Raw genomic sequence first — 15,388 nt, 5'->3', positions numbered from 1 at the left:
GGCGAGGCCCAGCGCATCGATGCGTCAAGAAGTCCGCGGACCGGCCGAAAACGGTCTGGGGATCACGCTGCGGCCTGCCAGGTGGCGGCGCGGGCCGTGTTGACCGGAGTAGCTCATGTCCGCCGTTCATGCCAACCACAACCAGCGGTACCGACCCGACGTCGACGGGCTGCGCGCGGTCGCGATTCTGTCGGTCGTTGCCTTTCACGCGTTTCCGAACCTGATCCAGGGTGGCTTCGTCGGCGTCGACGTGTTCTTCGTCATCTCGGGCTTCTTGATTTCGTCGGTGATCCTCACCGACCTGCAGGCCGGCAACTTCAGCTTCCTGGTCTTCTACCAGCATCGCATCCGCCGGATCTTCCCGGCCCTGGGCCTCGTGCTGGCCAGTTGCGCGGTCGCGGGTTGGTACCTGCTGCCCGAGAGCGCGTATGCCGAGCTGGGCAAGCACATCGCGGGCGGCGCGGGCTTCGTCGCGAACCTCGTGCTGTGGAAGGAGGCCGGGTATTTCGACAGCGCTTCGGACACCAAACCGCTGCTGCACCTGTGGAGCCTCGGGATCGAGGAGCAGTTCTATGTCGTCTGGCCACTGGTTCTGTGGCTCGCGTGGAAGCGGCGCTGGAACATCCTGCTCGTGACGGCGGGTGTGCTGCTTGCCTCGTTCTGCGCGAACGTGGCGATGGTGCGCACAGACGTGGTCGCGAACTTCTATTCGCCGGCCACGCGGGTGTGGGAGTTGTTGATCGGCGCGCTGCTGGCAGGCCAGGTCTCGGCCAGGAGCAAGTCGTCCGGCTTCGGGGCGAACGCCGCCAATCCGCTGGCGGTTGGCGGCCTCGCGGCGATCTTCATCGCCGAGTTCCTGCTGACCAAGGACAAGCTGTTCCCCGGCTGGTGGGCGCTCCTGCCGACCCTCGGGGCCGCTTCGATCATTGCGGCCGGCCCAGGCGCGTGGGTCAATCGCAGGCTGCTGTCGCATCCGGCGATGGTGTGGATCGGGCTGATCAGCTACCCGTTGTACCTGTGGCATTGGCCGATCCTGGCGTTGCTGCGGATCACCGGCGCGCTCAAGGGCCCGCTGGAAATCGGCCTTTGTGCGATCGGGGCGGCATTCGTTCTGTCCTGGTTGACCTATCGCTTCGTCGAACGGCCGTTCCGGTCGCAGCGGATCGACCTCCCGAGCCGCACCCCTCCCACGCGCGAGCCGGCGGCGCCGAAGCGCAGGGCGGCGGGTCTGCTGGTATTCATGACGCTTGCGGCCGTGCTGGGCGGGTTCATCCACCATGCGAACGGCAGCACCCACCGCGACCGGTTGAAGATCGCGTCCCTTCCGGCGCTGCCCGACAAGAGCGTGTTCGACCGGCTGAAGATCTACGAGCACTACGATCAGCCGAACACAAGCTGCCGCGACCAGCTGGGCATGAGCCCGCTTCCTGAGGAGGTGTGCGTCACGAACTCGCCGGCCCCGAAGGTGATGTTCTTCGGCGACAGCCACGCGATGGGGCTCTACTCCGCGATCTTTGCGGATCGCCTGGCGATTCCCAGCGTGCTGATCGCCTCGCCGGGATGCCTCGTCTATCCGAACCTGACGTACCGGCCGAAGGGCAAGGAGTGGGGGCAGAACTGCACCGACATCGCGAGGAAGGGCCTGGCGTACGCGAACCGATCGCCCGACATCGGCACGGTCGTCATCTCGATGGTCCGCAAGGGCGATAACCCGGCCAGCCTGACCAACTTCTATTCCGGCGAGACGCAGATGACCGAGCGCGAGGTCCTCAGCGCCGGCACCGATCACCTGATCCGCTCGCTGCTGAGTTCCGGCAAGACCGTCATCTACGTCGTCGACGTGCCCTACTTCCACAACACGCCGGAGAACTGCCAGAGCAAGTTCCTGGTGTCGGGCGTCGATCAGTGCGTGTTCAAGCGATCGGAGATGAACGCGCCGTTCAAGGACTACTTCGATGTGCTCAGGAAGATCCAGAAGGAGTACCCCAAGCTGAAGATACTGAACGCCGAAGACGTGCTGTGCCGCGAGGACACCTGCGCCCAGCACGACGACGCGCACTACTTCTACATCGACAAGGACCACCTGAGCGTCTATGGCGCCGAGACGGTGCTGGCGAGCCTGTTCAGGCAGTTCCCGCTGAACTGACCGGGCTGCACGCCCGTGCCAACGCCTTCGAGCTGGTGCTCAATCAGCAGACGGCTTCGTCGTTGAGCGTCACGAGCGTCAACCCACGGCCACAATGTCGATGAAATGGCGCTTGCGCCTGTGCAGTCTTGTTGCGGCTCAGCCGGTCGAGGTGCTCGACAAGCAATGTGCGATCGCGCGGGATCAAGTCGTCATCGAACAGACCCTGAACATGGTAACGATCAGCCTCAGTTTGGTATCGCACACCAACGCTGGCAAGACCACGCTCGCGCGCACGCTGCTCGGCCGCGATGTCGGCCTGGTGCGCGATGCGCCGCACGTGACCGAGTTCGCCGATGTCTTCACGATGCTCGAGACCGCGGCGGGCGAGCGCCTGCTGCTGTGGGACACGCCCGGCTTCGGCGACAGCCTGCGCCTCGCGAAGCGGCTGCGCGCCTGGGGCAACCCGATCGGCTGGTTCGTCAGCGAGGTCTGGGATCGCTGGCACGACCGGCCGTTCTGGGCCAGCCAGCAGGCGCTGCGCAACGTGCGCGACGAGGCGGACATGATGCTCTACCTCGTCAACGCTTCCGAGTCGCCCGAGGCGGCCGGCTACGTGCAGCCCGAGATGGAGTTGCTCGGCTGGATCGCCAAGCCGGTGATCGTGCTGCTGAACCAGCTCGGCGCGCCGCGCGAGAGTGCGCAGGAGGCCGCCGAGCTCGAGCGCTGGCGCGCGCACCTGGCGCCGCATGCGCAGGTGAAGGCGGTGCTGCCGCTCGACGCCTTCGCGCGCTGCTGGGTGCAGGAGGGCACGCTGCTGCAGGCGATCGAAGCGGCGTTGCCGGCCGAACGCCGCGCGTTGATGGGCCGCCTGCGCGCGGCCTGGTCGGCGCAGCGGTTGCGGACCTTCGAGGCCGCGATGCACTCGCTCGCCGTCAGCCTCGCGCGTCTCGCTGCCGCGTTCGAGGAAGTGCCCGACCCGGCGAGCTTCGGCGCGCGCCTGAAGCGCGTCGGCAGCGCGATCGGCCTCGGCAGCGCCGATGCGACGCCGATCGCACTGGCACAGCAGGCGCTCGCCGAGCGGCTCGCCGCCGAGCTGCGCGCGAACACCGCCGAGCTGATCGCGCTGCACGGCCTCGAAGGCCAGGCGCAGGACGAGATCCTGACGCGGCTGGCGACGCACTACGAGACGCGCCTTCGCCTGGACGAAGGCAAGGCCGCGCTGTGGGGCGGGATGGTCAGCGGCGCGCTGGTCGGCCTGAAGGCCGACATCCTCAGCGGCGGCCTGACCTTGGGCGGCGGGCTGCTCGCCGGCGGCCTGCTCGGTGCGCTCGGTGCCGCCGGCCTGGCGCGCTGCGTGAACCTGGTGCGCGGCACCGACCGCTCGTGGGTCGCGTGGAACGCCGAGGCGCTCGGCCCGATGCTCGATGCCGCGCTGCTGCGCTACCTCGCGGTCGCCCACTTCGGCCGCGGCCGCGGCGAGTGGGCGCAGGGCGAAGCGCCGCCGCACTGGCGCGCGCTGGTCGAGCAGGTGCTGGCGCCGCACCGCGATGCGCTCGCGCTGGTCTGGAAGGAGCGCGACGCGCGCGGCGCGGGCGCCGGCGCCGGTACCAGCGAGGTCGATGGCGAGCACCTGGTCGCCGCCGCGCTCGAGCCGATCGTGCGCCAGGCTGCGGCCGATGCACTGCACGCGCTGTATCCCGACGCCGCCGTGCCGCTTCGGGAAAGTGCGCAGCCCGCGCTGATGGCTTCGCAGTAGCCTTGCCGAATGAACGCGCCGCACCGACCGATCGATTTCTACTTCGACTTCTCGTCGCCGTACTCGTACATCGCCTCCGAGTGGATCGAGGCGCTCGCGGCGCGCCACGGCCGCACCGTCGCGTGGCGCGCGATCCTGCTCGGCGCCACGTTCCAGGTCACCGAGATCCGAAGCCCGGTGTCGTACCCGCTGAAGCGCGAATACACGCTGCTCGATTTCGAGCGCTCGGCGCGCTTCGCCGGCGTGCCGCTGAAGATGCCCGAGAAGTTTCCGATCGCGACGCAGAACACCGCACGCATCTTCTGGTGGCTGAACGCGTCCGACCCGATGCGCGCGCGCGACTGGGCACGCCATGCGCTGCGCGCGTTGTTCGCGCGCGGCGTCGACCTCGGCGACACGGCCGCGTTGCGCGCGCTGGCGATCGAGTTCGGGCTCGACGGCTCGCAGGCACAGGATGTCTGGAACGACCCGCACTGGAAGGCCGAACTGAAGGCCGCGAACGACGCCGCGATCGCGATCGGCGTCTTCGGCGCGCCGTTCTTCGTCATCGACGGCGAGCCGTTCTGGGGCAATGACCGCCGCCCGATGATCGAGCGCTGGTTGGAGAAGGGTCCGTTCTAGGGCCTGTTAACGCTATGAGAGGGCTCGCGCCGCGCGCCCGTGGCGCGACCGTACAATTGACGTATACGTCAACTGCGACCCTGGGCGGCCAGCGCGGCCGACCGATGCCACGAAAGCCCGCATGCCCGCACTCGCCTCCAAGCTCAGCCCGCGCTCCGAAGACTTCAAGGCCAATGCCGCTTTGATGCGCGCGCTGGTCGACGACCTGAACGCCAAGCTCGCGCAGATCGCGCAGGGCGGCGGCGAGGCGCCGCGCGCGAAGCACGTGGCGCGCGGCAAGCTGCTGCCGCGCGAACGCGTCGAGATGCTGCTCGACCCGGACACGCCGTTCCTCGAAGTCGCGCCGTTGGCCGCGCTCGGGATGTACCGCAACGATGCACCGGGCGCCGGGCTGATCGCCGGCATCGGCCGCGTCAGCGGCGTCGACTGCATGATCGTCTGCAACGACGCGACCGTGAAGGGCGGCACCTACTACCCGATGACGGTGAAGAAGCACCTGCGCGCTCAGGAGATCGCGCAGCAGAACCGGCTGCCGTGCATCTACCTCGTCGACTCCGGCGGCGCCAACCTGCCGAACCAGGACGAGGTGTTCCCCGACCGCGAGCACTTCGGCCGCATCTTCTTCAACCAGGCGCAGATGAGCGCGCAGGGCATTCCGCAGATCGCCGTCGTGATGGGCTCGTGCACGGCCGGCGGCGCGTACATGCCGGCGATGAGCGACGAGTCGATCATCGTGAAGAACCAGGGCACGATCTTTCTCGCCGGGCCGCCGCTCGTGAAGGCGGCGATCGGCGAGATCGTCAGCGCCGAAGACCTCGGCGGCGGCGATGTGCACACGCGGCTCTCGGGCGTGGCCGATCACCTGGCGCAGAACGACACGCATGCGCTGGCGATCGCGCGCGCCTCGGTCGCGAACCTGAACTGGTCGAAGGCGCACGGCCAGCGGCTCGCCGCGCCGCGCGCGCCGCTGTTCGCGCCCGAAGAACTGCACGGCGTGATCCCGGTCGACACGAAGAAGCCGTACGACGTGCACGAGATCATCGCGCGCATCGTCGATGCCTCGGAGTTCGACGAGTTCAAGGCGCGCTACGGCGCAACCCTGGTGACCGGCTTCGCGCACATCGAGGGCATGCCGGTGGGCATCGTCGCGAACAACGGCGTGCTGTTCAGCGAGTCGGCGCAGAAGGGGGCGCATTTCATCGAGCTGTGCTGCCAGCGCAAGATCCCGCTGGTGTTCCTGCAGAACATCACCGGCTTCATGGTCGGCAAGAAGTACGAGGCCGAAGGCATCGCCAAGCACGGCGCGAAGATGGTCACCGCGGTCTCGACCGCGACGGTGCCGAAGTTCACCGTGATCATCGGCGGCAGCTTCGGCGCCGGCAACTACGGCATGTGCGGGCGCGCCTATTCGCCGCGCTTCCTGTGGATGTGGCCGAACGCGCGCATCAGCGTGATGGGCGGCGAGCAGGCCGCGGCGGTGCTCGCGACCGTCAGGCGCGATGGCATCGAGGCCAAGGGCGGCGCGTGGAGCCGCGACGAGGAGGCCGCGTTCAAGCAGCCGATCCTCGACCAGTTCGAGCACCAGGCGCATCCGTACTACGCCAGCGCGCGCCTCTGGGACGACGGCGTGATCGACCCGGCGCAGACGCGCAACGTGCTCGCGCTGGCGATCTCGGCGAGCCTGAACGCGCCGATCCCGGATGCGAAGTTCGGCATCTTCCGGATGTGATCCGCCGATGGCGCTGACGCTGATGCCGCTGAGCGAGCGCGACCTGCGCGAGCTGATCGACGAGCCCGACGCGTTCGCGCGCCGCCATGCGCTGACGATCGAGGCGGGCGCCTGCGCGCCGACCTTCATCTACGAGCGCGCGCTCGCGAACATGCGCGCGGCGCCCGACTGGGCCGGCGCGCTCAGCACGCGGCTGTATGTGCTCGACGGCGCGCGCGTCGTCGGCGCCGGCGGCGTGAAGGCGCCGCCGCTGCCCGACGGCGAGGTCGAGATCGGCTACGGCATGGCGCCGGCCTTCCGCGGCCGCGGCCTCGCGACGCAGGGCGCGCGCACCCTGACCGACGAGGCGCTGGCGCAGGGCGCGAGCCGCGTCAGCGCCTTCACGATGCCCGAGAACATCGCGTCGTGGCGGCTGCTGCGACGCATCGGCTACCGGCGCGACGGCGAGACCCTGGACCCCGACGACGGGCTGGTCTGGCGCTGGATCCGCGAGCAGGATTGATGCGATGGAAAGCGTCTACATCACACCCGAGCACGAGCTGCTGCGCGCGCAGGTCGCGCGCTTCATCGCACGCGAGGTCGAGCCGCACGCGCCGGCCTGGGAGGAAGCCGGCTTCACGCCGCGCGAGGTGCTGCGCAAGATGGGCGACGCCGGCCTGTTCGGGCTGATGTATTCGAGCGCCTACGGCGGGGCCGGGGCCGACGCGCTGACGAACCTGGTGTTCGCCGAGGCGCTGTCGCAATCGACCTTCGGCGGCTTCATCATCACGGTGCTCGTGCACACCGACATGGCGAGTCCGCACCTGCACCACGCGGGCACGCCGGCCCAGCTCGAGCGCTACCTGCCGGGCGTGATCCAGGGCCGCACGATCACCGCGGTCGGCATCACCGAGCCGGGCGCCGGTTCCGACGTGGCCGGCATCCGGACGACGGCAGTGCGCGACGGCGATGCCTGGGTGCTGAACGGCACCAAGCTCTTCATCACGAACGGCGTGCACGCCGACCTGTACTTCATCGCGGCGAAGACACCCCAGAGCGCACCGCAAGGCACCGGCTCGGCGCGCCACGGCATGTCGATGTTCATCGTCGAGAAGGGCACGCCCGGCTTCACGGTCGGGCGCGCGCTGAAGAAGTCGGGCTGGCTGTCGTCGGACACCGCCGAGCTCGTGTTCGACGACTGCCGCATCCCGGCCGCCAACCTGCTCGGCGAGGAGAACAAGGGCTTCTACGCGGTGATGAAGAACTTCCAGACCGAACGCATCGCGCTCGCCGCGATGGCGGTCGGCCACTGCACGCAGGCCCTGACGATGACGCTCGAACACGTGCGCCAGCGCCGGGCCTTCGGCGGCGCGCTGTTCGACAAGCAGGTCGTGCGCCAGCGCCTCGCGATGCTCGATGCGAAGGTGCAGGCGGCGCGCGCGTTCATGTACCACTGCGCGTGGCGCGTGACGCAGCGGCACGATGTCGTGCAGCAGGTCTCGATGCTGAAGGCGCTGACCGGCGAACTCGTCAATGAAGTCGTGCAGGCCTGCCAGCAGTTCCACGGCGGCATGGGCTACATGCGCGAGACCGCGATCGAGCGCCTCTGGCGCGACGCGCGCGTGCTGGCGATCGGCGGCGGCGCGACCGAGGTGATGCTCGACGAGGTCGCGAAGCGGTACTGACACCATGGCACGCATCGACAATCGCGACCACCACGCCGAGCGGCCCGTTGCGACCTATTGCACGCGCGGCCGTCGTGTGATGCCGACGAGCGCGTGCGGCGCGCACGCCGGTCTCTACGATCGCGTCCCTGACAACGACGAAGGGACTTGCGATGCGGTCGACCCTGGATTCCGCCGTGAGGCGTGCGCTCGGCCTGCTGCCGATCGCAGCCCTCGCGCTGCTCGCCGGGTGCGCCGGCACGATCAAGCAGGATGCCCGCGTGGCGGGCGACGTCTCGCGCCTCGAAGGCGTCACGCAGGTCGTCGCGCTGATGTCGCCGGACGCGGCGAAGCAGCAGGTCGACAACCCGCAGTTCAACCGCGACGAACTGGCGACACGCCTTCGGCAGCGGCTCGAGGCGAAGGGGCTGACCGCGTCCTCGGCGACGCATCGCGTCGAGATCGTCGTGACCGATGTCCGGGTGCGCGGTGCCTTCACGGCGATCATGTTCGGCTTCATGGCGGGCGACGACCATGTGACCGGCCGGGTTCGCGTGCTCGATGCGTCGGGCCGCGCGTTGCGCAGCTTCGATGTGCACGCCAGCTATGCCTTCGGTGGCCTGGCCGGCGGCCAGGACGGCGTCCGGATGAACTGGATGTACGACAAGTTCGCCGACATGGCGATGGCCGAGCTCGAGAAGGTGGTGTTGCCGCCGCGTGCCGGCGCCGCGGCGATCGCGCCGGTGGCGCTGGCCTCGCCGCCGCCGCAACCCGCGGCCGTGGGCACGCCGGTACCGAGGGTCGCCAGCGATGCGGCCATCGACAATGTCGAGGCACTGCCGGCGAGCGAGCGCGCTCGCGGCATCTATCGCGAATGGCTGACGCACAAGAATCCGCGCGCCTTCGTGATCTCGGAGAACGGCTATGTCTATGGCACCTACGGCACGCGTCCGGTCGATCCGATGGAGCCGACCGATCCGGGCGAACGCGCGCTGAAGCGCTGCCGGGACGCGACGCGACCGAACTGCACGCTCTACGCGGTGGACGACCGCGTCGTCTACACCCGACCGACCCCGACCGCCGCTCGCTGAGCGGCGCGACCGCGCGGGTCTCGGCGAGGTGGCGCCGTGCCACTGACGCGCGAGCCCGAGCGGCTGCTTCGGCCGGCACGCACCACCGCGGCCAGATCACCGCCGCGATCGGCGCGATGGGCCACCCGTGCCCGGAGATCGACGTGATCTGGATGCTGCAGGCCGAGAACGCCGCCGCGCGCCAACCCGAGGCACTGCCATGACCACGACGCTCGACATCCGCCGCCCCTCGCGCCACATCGCCGAGGTCTGGCTCAATCGCCCCGACGTGCGCAACGCGTTCAACGAAGGCGTGATCGCCGAACTCGGCGCCGCCTTCGCCGGCTTCGCGGACGATGCCGAGCTGCGCGCGATCGTGCTCGGCGGGCACGGCAAGGCCTTCTGTGCCGGCGCCGACCTGTCGTGGATGCGCACGATGGCCGGCTTCGACTGGGAGCAGAACCGCGCCGATGCGCAGGCGCTGGCCGACATGCTCTGGCTCGTCTACCGCTGCCCGGTGCCGATCGTCGGCCGCGTGCAGGGCGATTGCTACGCCGGCGGCGTCGGCCTGGCGGCGGTCTGCGATGTGCTGATCGCGGCCGAGGGCGTGAACTTCTGCCTCAGCGAAGCCAGGCTCGGCCTGCTGCCGGCCACGATCAGCCCGTACGTGATCCGCGCGATCGGCGAGCAGGCGGCGCGGCGCTATTTCGTCACCGCCGAGCGCTTCAGTGCTGCGCAGGCGCACGCGATGGGCTTCGTGCACGAGCTCTGCGCGGCCGACGCGCTCGATGCGAAGGTCGCCGAGATCGTCGCGGCCCTCGTCGCCAACGGGCCGATGGCGACGCGCGCCTGCAAGCGTCTGGTGCAGGACGTCGCCGGCCTGCCGATCGACGCTGCACTGCGCGGCGATACCGCGCGCCGCATCGCCGACATCCGCGCCAGCGACGAGGGCCGCGAGGGCGTGCAGAGCTTTCTGAACAAGCGCAAGCCGGCATGGCTCGAGGGCTGATCGGATGAACCACCTGCCGATCGACACGGCCGGCCTGCTCGCGATCGCGGCCGCGCTCGGCTGGGCCAGCGGGCTGCGGCTCTATGCGGTCGTGTTCCTGACCGGGCTGGCCGGTCACCTCGGCTGGGTCGAGCTGCCGGCGGGCCTGAAGATCCTGCAATCGCCGGTGATGCTCGGCGCCAGCGGCTGCATGCTGTTCGTCGAGTTCTTCGCCGACAAGATCCCGGGGCTGGACACGCTCTGGGACATGGTCCACACGGTCGTGCGCATCCCTGCCGGCGCCGCGCTCGCGGCCGCGGTCTTCGGCGCCGACCAGTCGAGCTGGGCGCTGGCCGCCGCGCTGATGGGCGGCACGCTGGCCGCGACCAGCCACCTCTCGAAGGCGACGACGCGCGCGGCGCTGAATGCATCGCCCGAGCCGTTCTCGAACATCGCGATGTCGCTGCTCGGCGACAGCGTCGTGCCGGTGAGCCTGTGGCTGTCGTGGGAGCACCCGTATGTCTTCTTTGCGGCGCTCGCGCTGGCGCTGCTCGTGATGGTGGCGCTGACCTGGGTGTTCGCGAAGTTCCTGCGTCGCCTCGCGCGGCGCGTGTCGGGTTGGTTCGGGGCGGGTCAACCGCCGATGTGAGGGTTCCATGTTCAAGAAGATTCTGATTGCGAACCGGGGTGAAATCGCGTGCCGTGTGGCGGCCACCGCGCGCAGGATGGGTGTGCGCACCGTCGCGGTCTATTCCGACGCCGACGCGAACGCCAAGCACGTGCTCGCGTGCGACGAGGCGGTGCACATCGGCGGCGCCGCGCCGCGCGACAGCTACCTGCGCGGCGAGCGCGTGATCGAGGCCGCGCTGGCGACCGGCGCGCAGGCCGTTCACCCCGGCTACGGCTTTCTCAGCGAGAACGAAGACTTCGCGCAGGCCTGCGCCGATGCCGGGCTGGTGTTCATCGGCCCACCGCCGTCGGCGATCAAGGCGATGGGGCTGAAGGCCGAGTCGAAGCGCCTGATGGAAGAGGCCGGCGTGCCGCTGGTGCCCGGCTACCACGGTGCCGGCCAGGACCCGCAGATGCTGCAGCGCGAGGCCGACCGCATCGGCTACCCGGTGCTGATCAAGGCCAGCGCCGGTGGCGGCGGCAAGGGCATGCGCATCGTCGCGAAGCACGAAGAGTTCGACGCTGCGCTCGCCTCGTGCAAGCGCGAGGCGATCAACAGCTTCGGCAGCGACGCGGTGCTGATCGAACGCTACGTGACCCGTCCGCGCCACATCGAGATCCAGGTGTTCGGCGACACGCACGGCAACTGCGTCTACCTGTTCGAGCGCGACTGCTCGGTGCAGCGGCGTCACCAGAAGGTGCTCGAGGAGGCGCCGGCGCCCGGGATGAGCGCGGCGCGGCGCGCCGAGATGGGTGCCGCGGCGGTCGCGGCCGCGACGGCGGTCGGGTACGTCGGCGCCGGCACGGTCGAGTTCATCGCCGAGCCCACACCGGACGGGGATCTGAAGTTCTTCTTCATGGAGATGAACACGCGGCTGCAGGTCGAGCACCCGGTCACCGAGGCGATCACCGGGCTCGACCTGGTCGAGTGGCAGCTGCGCGTCGCGTCGGGCGAGCCGCTCCCGCTGCAGCAGCACGAGCTGCGCATCCACGGCCATGCGATCGAGGCACGCATCTGCGCCGAGAACCCGGACTCGAACTTCCTGCCCGCGACGGGGCGGCTCGAGGTCTACCGCACGCCGGCGGGTGCGATGAGCTTTCAGCGTGGCGCCGCGCGGGTCGACGCCGGCGTGCGCGAGGGCGACGCGGTGCTGCCGTTCTACGACTCGATGATCGCGAAGCTGATCGTCTGGGGCGCCGATCGTGCCCAGGCGCTCGCCCGGCTCGACGTGGCGCTGGCGCAGACGCACATCGTCGGTCTGCACACCAACGTCGCGTTCCTGCGCCGCGTGGTCGGCAGCGCGTCGTTCGCGAACGCGGACCTCGACACCGCGCTGATCGAGCGCGAGCGCGCGGCGCTGTTCAATGCGGCGCCGCTGCCGGTCGAGGTCGCGGCGGCCGGCGTCGTCGCGCATGCGCTCGCCGCGGAGCGCGCGCTGGAAAGCGTCGACCCGTGGTCACGCCGCGACGGCTGGCGCCTGCACGGCAGCGCACTGCGCCGCTTCGACCTTCTGGTGCAGGGCACGCACCACGTGTTCACGCTGGAGCGCAGCGCGGGCGCGCAGACGCTGGTCGCGCAGACGCCGTCGAACGGGCCGCAGCGCTGGCCGCTCGCGACCCGCGCGCTGGCCGCGGACGCCCACGACGTGACGCTCGGCGAGCGCCGCCTGAACCTGAGCGTCTACGCGACCGGCGAGCGCTTCAGCATCTTCGCGCCCGACGGCTCGGCGGTCGTCGACGAGTACGACCCGATCGCGCATTCGGCCGACGGCGCGTTCGAGGCCGGCGGCCTCGCGGCGCCGATGCCGGGCAAGGTGATCGCGTTCCTCGCGCGCGTCGGCGAGGCCGTCACGCAAGGCCAGCCGCTCGCGGTGATGGAGGCGATGAAGATGGAGCACACGATCGCCGCGCCGCGCGACGGCACGATCGCCGAGCTGCTGTACGCCGTCGGCGATCAGGTCAGCGAGGGCGGCGAGCTGCTGCGGCTCGCGCCGGCGTCGTGAGGCGCGCGAGGGCGTCGAGCTCAGTGCGCGCCGGTGCCGCCGCGCAGCCAGCGCGAGGGCTTCAGCCAACCGCCGGTGCTGCGCGTGGCCGGCACGTCGGCCGCTTGCGCCGGGCGCGTGACACCGAAGCCCGAGGTGTCCTGCGCCCAGCCCATCTCCTGCGGGGCGGCGCCGCGCGGCTCGACCGCGGGCATCGGCTTCGGTGCGGCTTTGAACTGCTTCGCGAGCTGGACGAGCTCGTCGTGGCCCGAGGCTTCGCAGACCCACAGCGCCTCGCGCGCATCACCCTCGTCGTGCAGCAGGGTGCTGACGGCGACGTCCTCGCCATACTGGCGAAGCAGCGCAAAATGGATACGGGTCGCGATGCGCAGGCGGATGGTCGGGTCCAAGCTGTTCGTCCGTTTCGGTTCGTGTCCGCGCATCTTCGGCGGCCCCTCAAAGCAGGCCTATCCCTGGACTCGGGGGACGGGTTCGGTTCGATCGAGACAGTGAGACTTTTGTCATGCTCCCAAGCCATGTGACCCTTGTCGAAGTCGGCCCGCGCGATGGGCTGCAGAACGAGAAGCAGCCGGTCGACGCGGCGACCAAGATCGAGCTCGTGCACCTGCTGCAGGCCGCCGGGCTGCGCGAGATCGAGGTCACCAGCTACGTCAGCCCGAAATGGGTACCGCAGATGGCCGACAACGCGCAGGTGATGAGCGGTGTGCGGCGCAGCCCGAACGTGCGCTACTCGGTGCTGACGCCGAACCTGAAAGGCTTCGAGGCGGCGATCAAAGATCCCGCGATCCGTCCCGACGAGATCGTCGTGTTCGGCGCCGCGAGTGAAGCCTTCAGCCAGCGCAACATCAACTGCAGCATCGAAGAGAGCATCGAGCGTTTCCGGCCGGTCGTCGAGGCGGCGCATGCGAACGCGATCAAGGTGCGCTGCGCGGTCTCGGTCGCGCTCGGCTGCCCGTACCAGGGCGAGGTGACCCCCGACGAGGTCGAGCGCGTCGTGCGCCTGATGAAGGGCATCGGCGTCGACCATTGCGGCATCGCCGACACGATCGGCGTCGGCACGCCGAAGCGCGCGCAGGCCGCGCTCGAGCGGGCACTGAAGCACTTTCCCGTCGACCAGGTCAGCGGCCATTTCCACGACACCTACGGCCAGGCGCTGGCGAACATCTACGCCTGCCTCGAACTCGGCGTCCACACCTTCGACGCGAGCGTCGCCGGCCTCGGCGGCTGCCCGTACGCGAAGGGCGCGACCGGCAACGTCGGCACCGAAGACGTGCTGTTCATGCTCGACGGCTTGGGGCTAGACACCGGCGTCGAGATCGACAGGCTGATCGACGCGGCTGCGTTCATCTCGAACGTGCTCGGCCGCAAGCCGGTCTCGCGCTCCGGCAACGCGCTGCTCGCGAAGCGCGCTGCGAAGGCGGCCGCAGCATGACGATCGAACTGCAGGACCGGCCGGAAGGTTTTCGGCGGGTGAGTGCGCTGCTCGCAGAGCAGCGGCACGCGCATGCGCCGGTGTTCCTCGAGGTCGCGGCGCGCACCGCGCAGGAGGCCGCCGATGCGCTCGGCATCAGCGTCGGCCAGATCGCGAAGAGCGTGGTGTTCCGGCGCAAGGCCGACGAGGCCGCGGTGCTGGTCGTGACCTCGGGCGACAAGCGCGTCGACGAGCGCAAGGTGGCCGCGCTGGTCGGTGCGGTCGGGCGTGCCGACGCCGAGTTCGTCAAGGCCAAGACCGGCTTCACGATCGGCGGCGTGGCGCCGGTCGGCCATGCGACGAAGCCGGTGCTGCTGGTCGACCGCGAGCTGTTTCGCTTCGACGAGATCTGGGCCGCGGCGGGGCATCCGAACGGCGTGTTCCGGCTCAGCCCGCAGCAACTCGCACAGCTGACCGGCGCGCCGGTCGAGGATGTGGTGCAGTGAACCCGTCGCGCGCGCCCGTCGTCGACGCGGTCGCGTCGCCGTGCAACAGCGTCTGTCGCATGGACGAGCGCACCGGCTTCTGCGCGGGCTGCCGGCGCACGCTCGACGAGATCGCCGGCTGGTCGACCTTCGACGACGATGAGAAGCGCGCGGTCTGGAATGCACTCGCGCTGCGGCGCATCGTCGCTGAAGGAGCGAAGCCGCCATGAAGCACATCGACTTCTGGTTCGACCCCGTCTCGCCGTTCGCGTACCTCGCGTTCGAGCGCCTGCCGCAGGTGCTCGAAGGCGTGTCGTACGAGGTCAGCTACCGGCCGATCCTGTTCGCCGGCCTGCTGAAGCACTGGGGGCAGAAGGGCCCGGCCGAGATCGACCCGAAGCGCGCGTGGACCTTCCGGCACGTGCACTGGATCGCGCACCAGCACGGCATCGAGATGCGCACGCCGGCGCAGCACCCGTTCAACCCGCTCGCCCATCTGCGCCTGCTGCTTGCCTGCGCGCCCGCAGGCGGCTCGCCGGACCGGCGCGCCTGCGAAGCGGTGCTGCGCCACGTCTGGCAGGGCGGCCTCGATGCGAACGATGCCGATCGGCTCGCGGCGCTGACGCGCGAACTCGCGCCGCGCGTCGCGCCCGACGATGCTTCGATCAAGCAGGCGCTGAAAGACGCGACCGCGGACGCGCTCGCGCGCGGCATCTTCGGCGTGCCGACCTTCGAGGTCGACGGCCGCCAGCTCTGGGGCGTCGACGCGCTGCCGATGCTGAGTGCCTGCCTGCGCGGCGACGCGTGGTTCGACGGGCCTGCGTGGGCCGACGAAGGCCGCGCACGCGCCGGCGTGCAGCGCTGATCCGGGGCCCCGAACCGGCC

At 70.0% G+C, this 15,388-nt stretch carries 15 protein-coding genes; 14 read left to right on the top strand and 1 reads right to left on the bottom strand.

Features of this window, described 5'->3' with window-relative positions:
• Positions 1 to 115: 115 nt before the first annotated feature.
• The 10 genes from AC1DTW_RS00745 to AC1DTW_RS00700 all read left to right on the top strand — a co-directional run bounded on the left by AC1DTW_RS00745 (position 116) and on the right by AC1DTW_RS00700 (position 12,607).
• The gene (locus tag AC1DTW_RS00745; RefSeq protein WP_477978099.1) at positions 116 to 2,146 is read left to right on the top strand and encodes an acyltransferase family protein; all 2,031 of its coding nucleotides are present in this window, start codon (positions 116 to 118) and stop codon (positions 2,144 to 2,146) included.
• A gap of 211 nt (positions 2,147 to 2,357) precedes the next feature.
• On the top strand, positions 2,358 to 3,884 hold the full coding sequence (locus tag AC1DTW_RS00740; protein ID WP_477978097.1) for a GTPase domain-containing protein: 1,527 nt from the start codon (positions 2,358 to 2,360) through the stop codon (positions 3,882 to 3,884).
• Positions 3,885 to 3,893: 9 nt separating this feature from the next.
• Complete coding sequence (locus tag AC1DTW_RS00735) at positions 3,894 to 4,505, top strand: 2-hydroxychromene-2-carboxylate isomerase (protein WP_477978095.1); 612 nt, start codon at positions 3,894 to 3,896, stop codon at positions 4,503 to 4,505.
• 121 nt (positions 4,506 to 4,626) lie between these two features.
• On the top strand, positions 4,627 to 6,234 hold the full coding sequence (locus AC1DTW_RS00730) for a carboxyl transferase domain-containing protein (RefSeq protein ID WP_477978093.1): 1,608 nt from the start codon (positions 4,627 to 4,629) through the stop codon (positions 6,232 to 6,234).
• A gap of 7 nt (positions 6,235 to 6,241) precedes the next feature.
• Entirely contained in the window at positions 6,242 to 6,736 is a 495-nt protein-coding gene (locus tag AC1DTW_RS00725) for a GNAT family N-acetyltransferase (protein WP_477978091.1), read from the top strand.
• A gap of 4 nt (positions 6,737 to 6,740) precedes the next feature.
• A complete protein-coding gene (locus tag AC1DTW_RS00720) occupies positions 6,741 to 7,898 on the top strand; it encodes an acyl-CoA dehydrogenase family protein (protein WP_477978089.1) in 1,158 nt (385 codons plus the stop codon).
• Between the two features lie 152 nt (positions 7,899 to 8,050).
• Positions 8,051 to 8,968: a DUF4410 domain-containing protein gene (locus tag AC1DTW_RS00715; RefSeq protein WP_477978087.1), complete on the top strand. Its 918-nt coding sequence runs from the start codon at positions 8,051 to 8,053 to the stop codon at positions 8,966 to 8,968.
• Between the two features lie 199 nt (positions 8,969 to 9,167).
• Positions 9,168 to 9,956: an enoyl-CoA hydratase/isomerase family protein gene (locus AC1DTW_RS00710; RefSeq protein ID WP_477978085.1), complete on the top strand. Its 789-nt coding sequence runs from the start codon at positions 9,168 to 9,170 to the stop codon at positions 9,954 to 9,956.
• A gap of 4 nt (positions 9,957 to 9,960) precedes the next feature.
• Positions 9,961 to 10,584 carry a DUF4126 domain-containing protein gene (locus AC1DTW_RS00705; protein ID WP_477978083.1) on the top strand — a complete coding sequence of 208 codons (624 nt, stop codon included), beginning with the start codon at positions 9,961 to 9,963 and terminating at the stop codon, positions 10,582 to 10,584.
• A 7-nt stretch (positions 10,585 to 10,591) separates the two neighbouring features.
• Positions 10,592 to 12,607 carry an acetyl/propionyl/methylcrotonyl-CoA carboxylase subunit alpha gene (locus AC1DTW_RS00700; protein ID WP_477978081.1) on the top strand — a complete coding sequence of 672 codons (2,016 nt, stop codon included), beginning with the start codon at positions 10,592 to 10,594 and terminating at the stop codon, positions 12,605 to 12,607.
• A 20-nt stretch (positions 12,608 to 12,627) separates the two neighbouring features.
• Here the strand turns inward: AC1DTW_RS00700 and AC1DTW_RS00695 are convergent, their stop codons facing one another.
• On the bottom strand, positions 12,628 to 12,996 hold the full coding sequence (locus tag AC1DTW_RS00695; protein WP_477978079.1) for a hypothetical protein: 369 nt from the start codon (positions 12,994 to 12,996) through the stop codon (positions 12,628 to 12,630).
• Positions 12,997 to 13,109: 113 nt separating this feature from the next.
• On the opposite strand from AC1DTW_RS00695, the gene AC1DTW_RS00690 reads away from it, so the two are divergent.
• Genes AC1DTW_RS00690 through AC1DTW_RS00675 form a run of 4 tightly spaced genes read left to right on the top strand, consistent with a single transcriptional unit; the run spans position 13,110 to position 15,368 of the window.
• Positions 13,110 to 14,039, top strand: a complete 930-nt coding sequence (locus tag AC1DTW_RS00690; RefSeq protein ID WP_477978077.1) for a hydroxymethylglutaryl-CoA lyase — start codon at positions 13,110 to 13,112, stop codon at positions 14,037 to 14,039.
• Positions 14,036 to 14,524, top strand: a complete 489-nt coding sequence (locus AC1DTW_RS00685) for a YbaK/EbsC family protein (RefSeq protein ID WP_477978075.1) — start codon at positions 14,036 to 14,038, stop codon at positions 14,522 to 14,524. The genes AC1DTW_RS00690 and AC1DTW_RS00685 overlap by 4 nt, the downstream gene beginning before the upstream one ends.
• Entirely contained in the window at positions 14,521 to 14,733 is a 213-nt protein-coding gene (locus AC1DTW_RS00680) for a DUF1289 domain-containing protein (RefSeq protein WP_477978073.1), read from the top strand. The genes AC1DTW_RS00685 and AC1DTW_RS00680 overlap by 4 nt, the downstream gene beginning before the upstream one ends.
• Positions 14,730 to 15,368, top strand: a complete 639-nt coding sequence (locus AC1DTW_RS00675) for a 2-hydroxychromene-2-carboxylate isomerase (RefSeq protein WP_477978071.1) — start codon at positions 14,730 to 14,732, stop codon at positions 15,366 to 15,368. The genes AC1DTW_RS00680 and AC1DTW_RS00675 overlap by 4 nt, the downstream gene beginning before the upstream one ends.
• Positions 15,369 to 15,388 lie beyond the last annotated feature (20 nt).

Source organism: Rhizobacter sp. P5_A1 (assembly GCF_056400745.1).
Note: the sequence above shows the minus strand (reverse complement) of the source record. Positions and strands in the feature narration are given on the sequence as shown.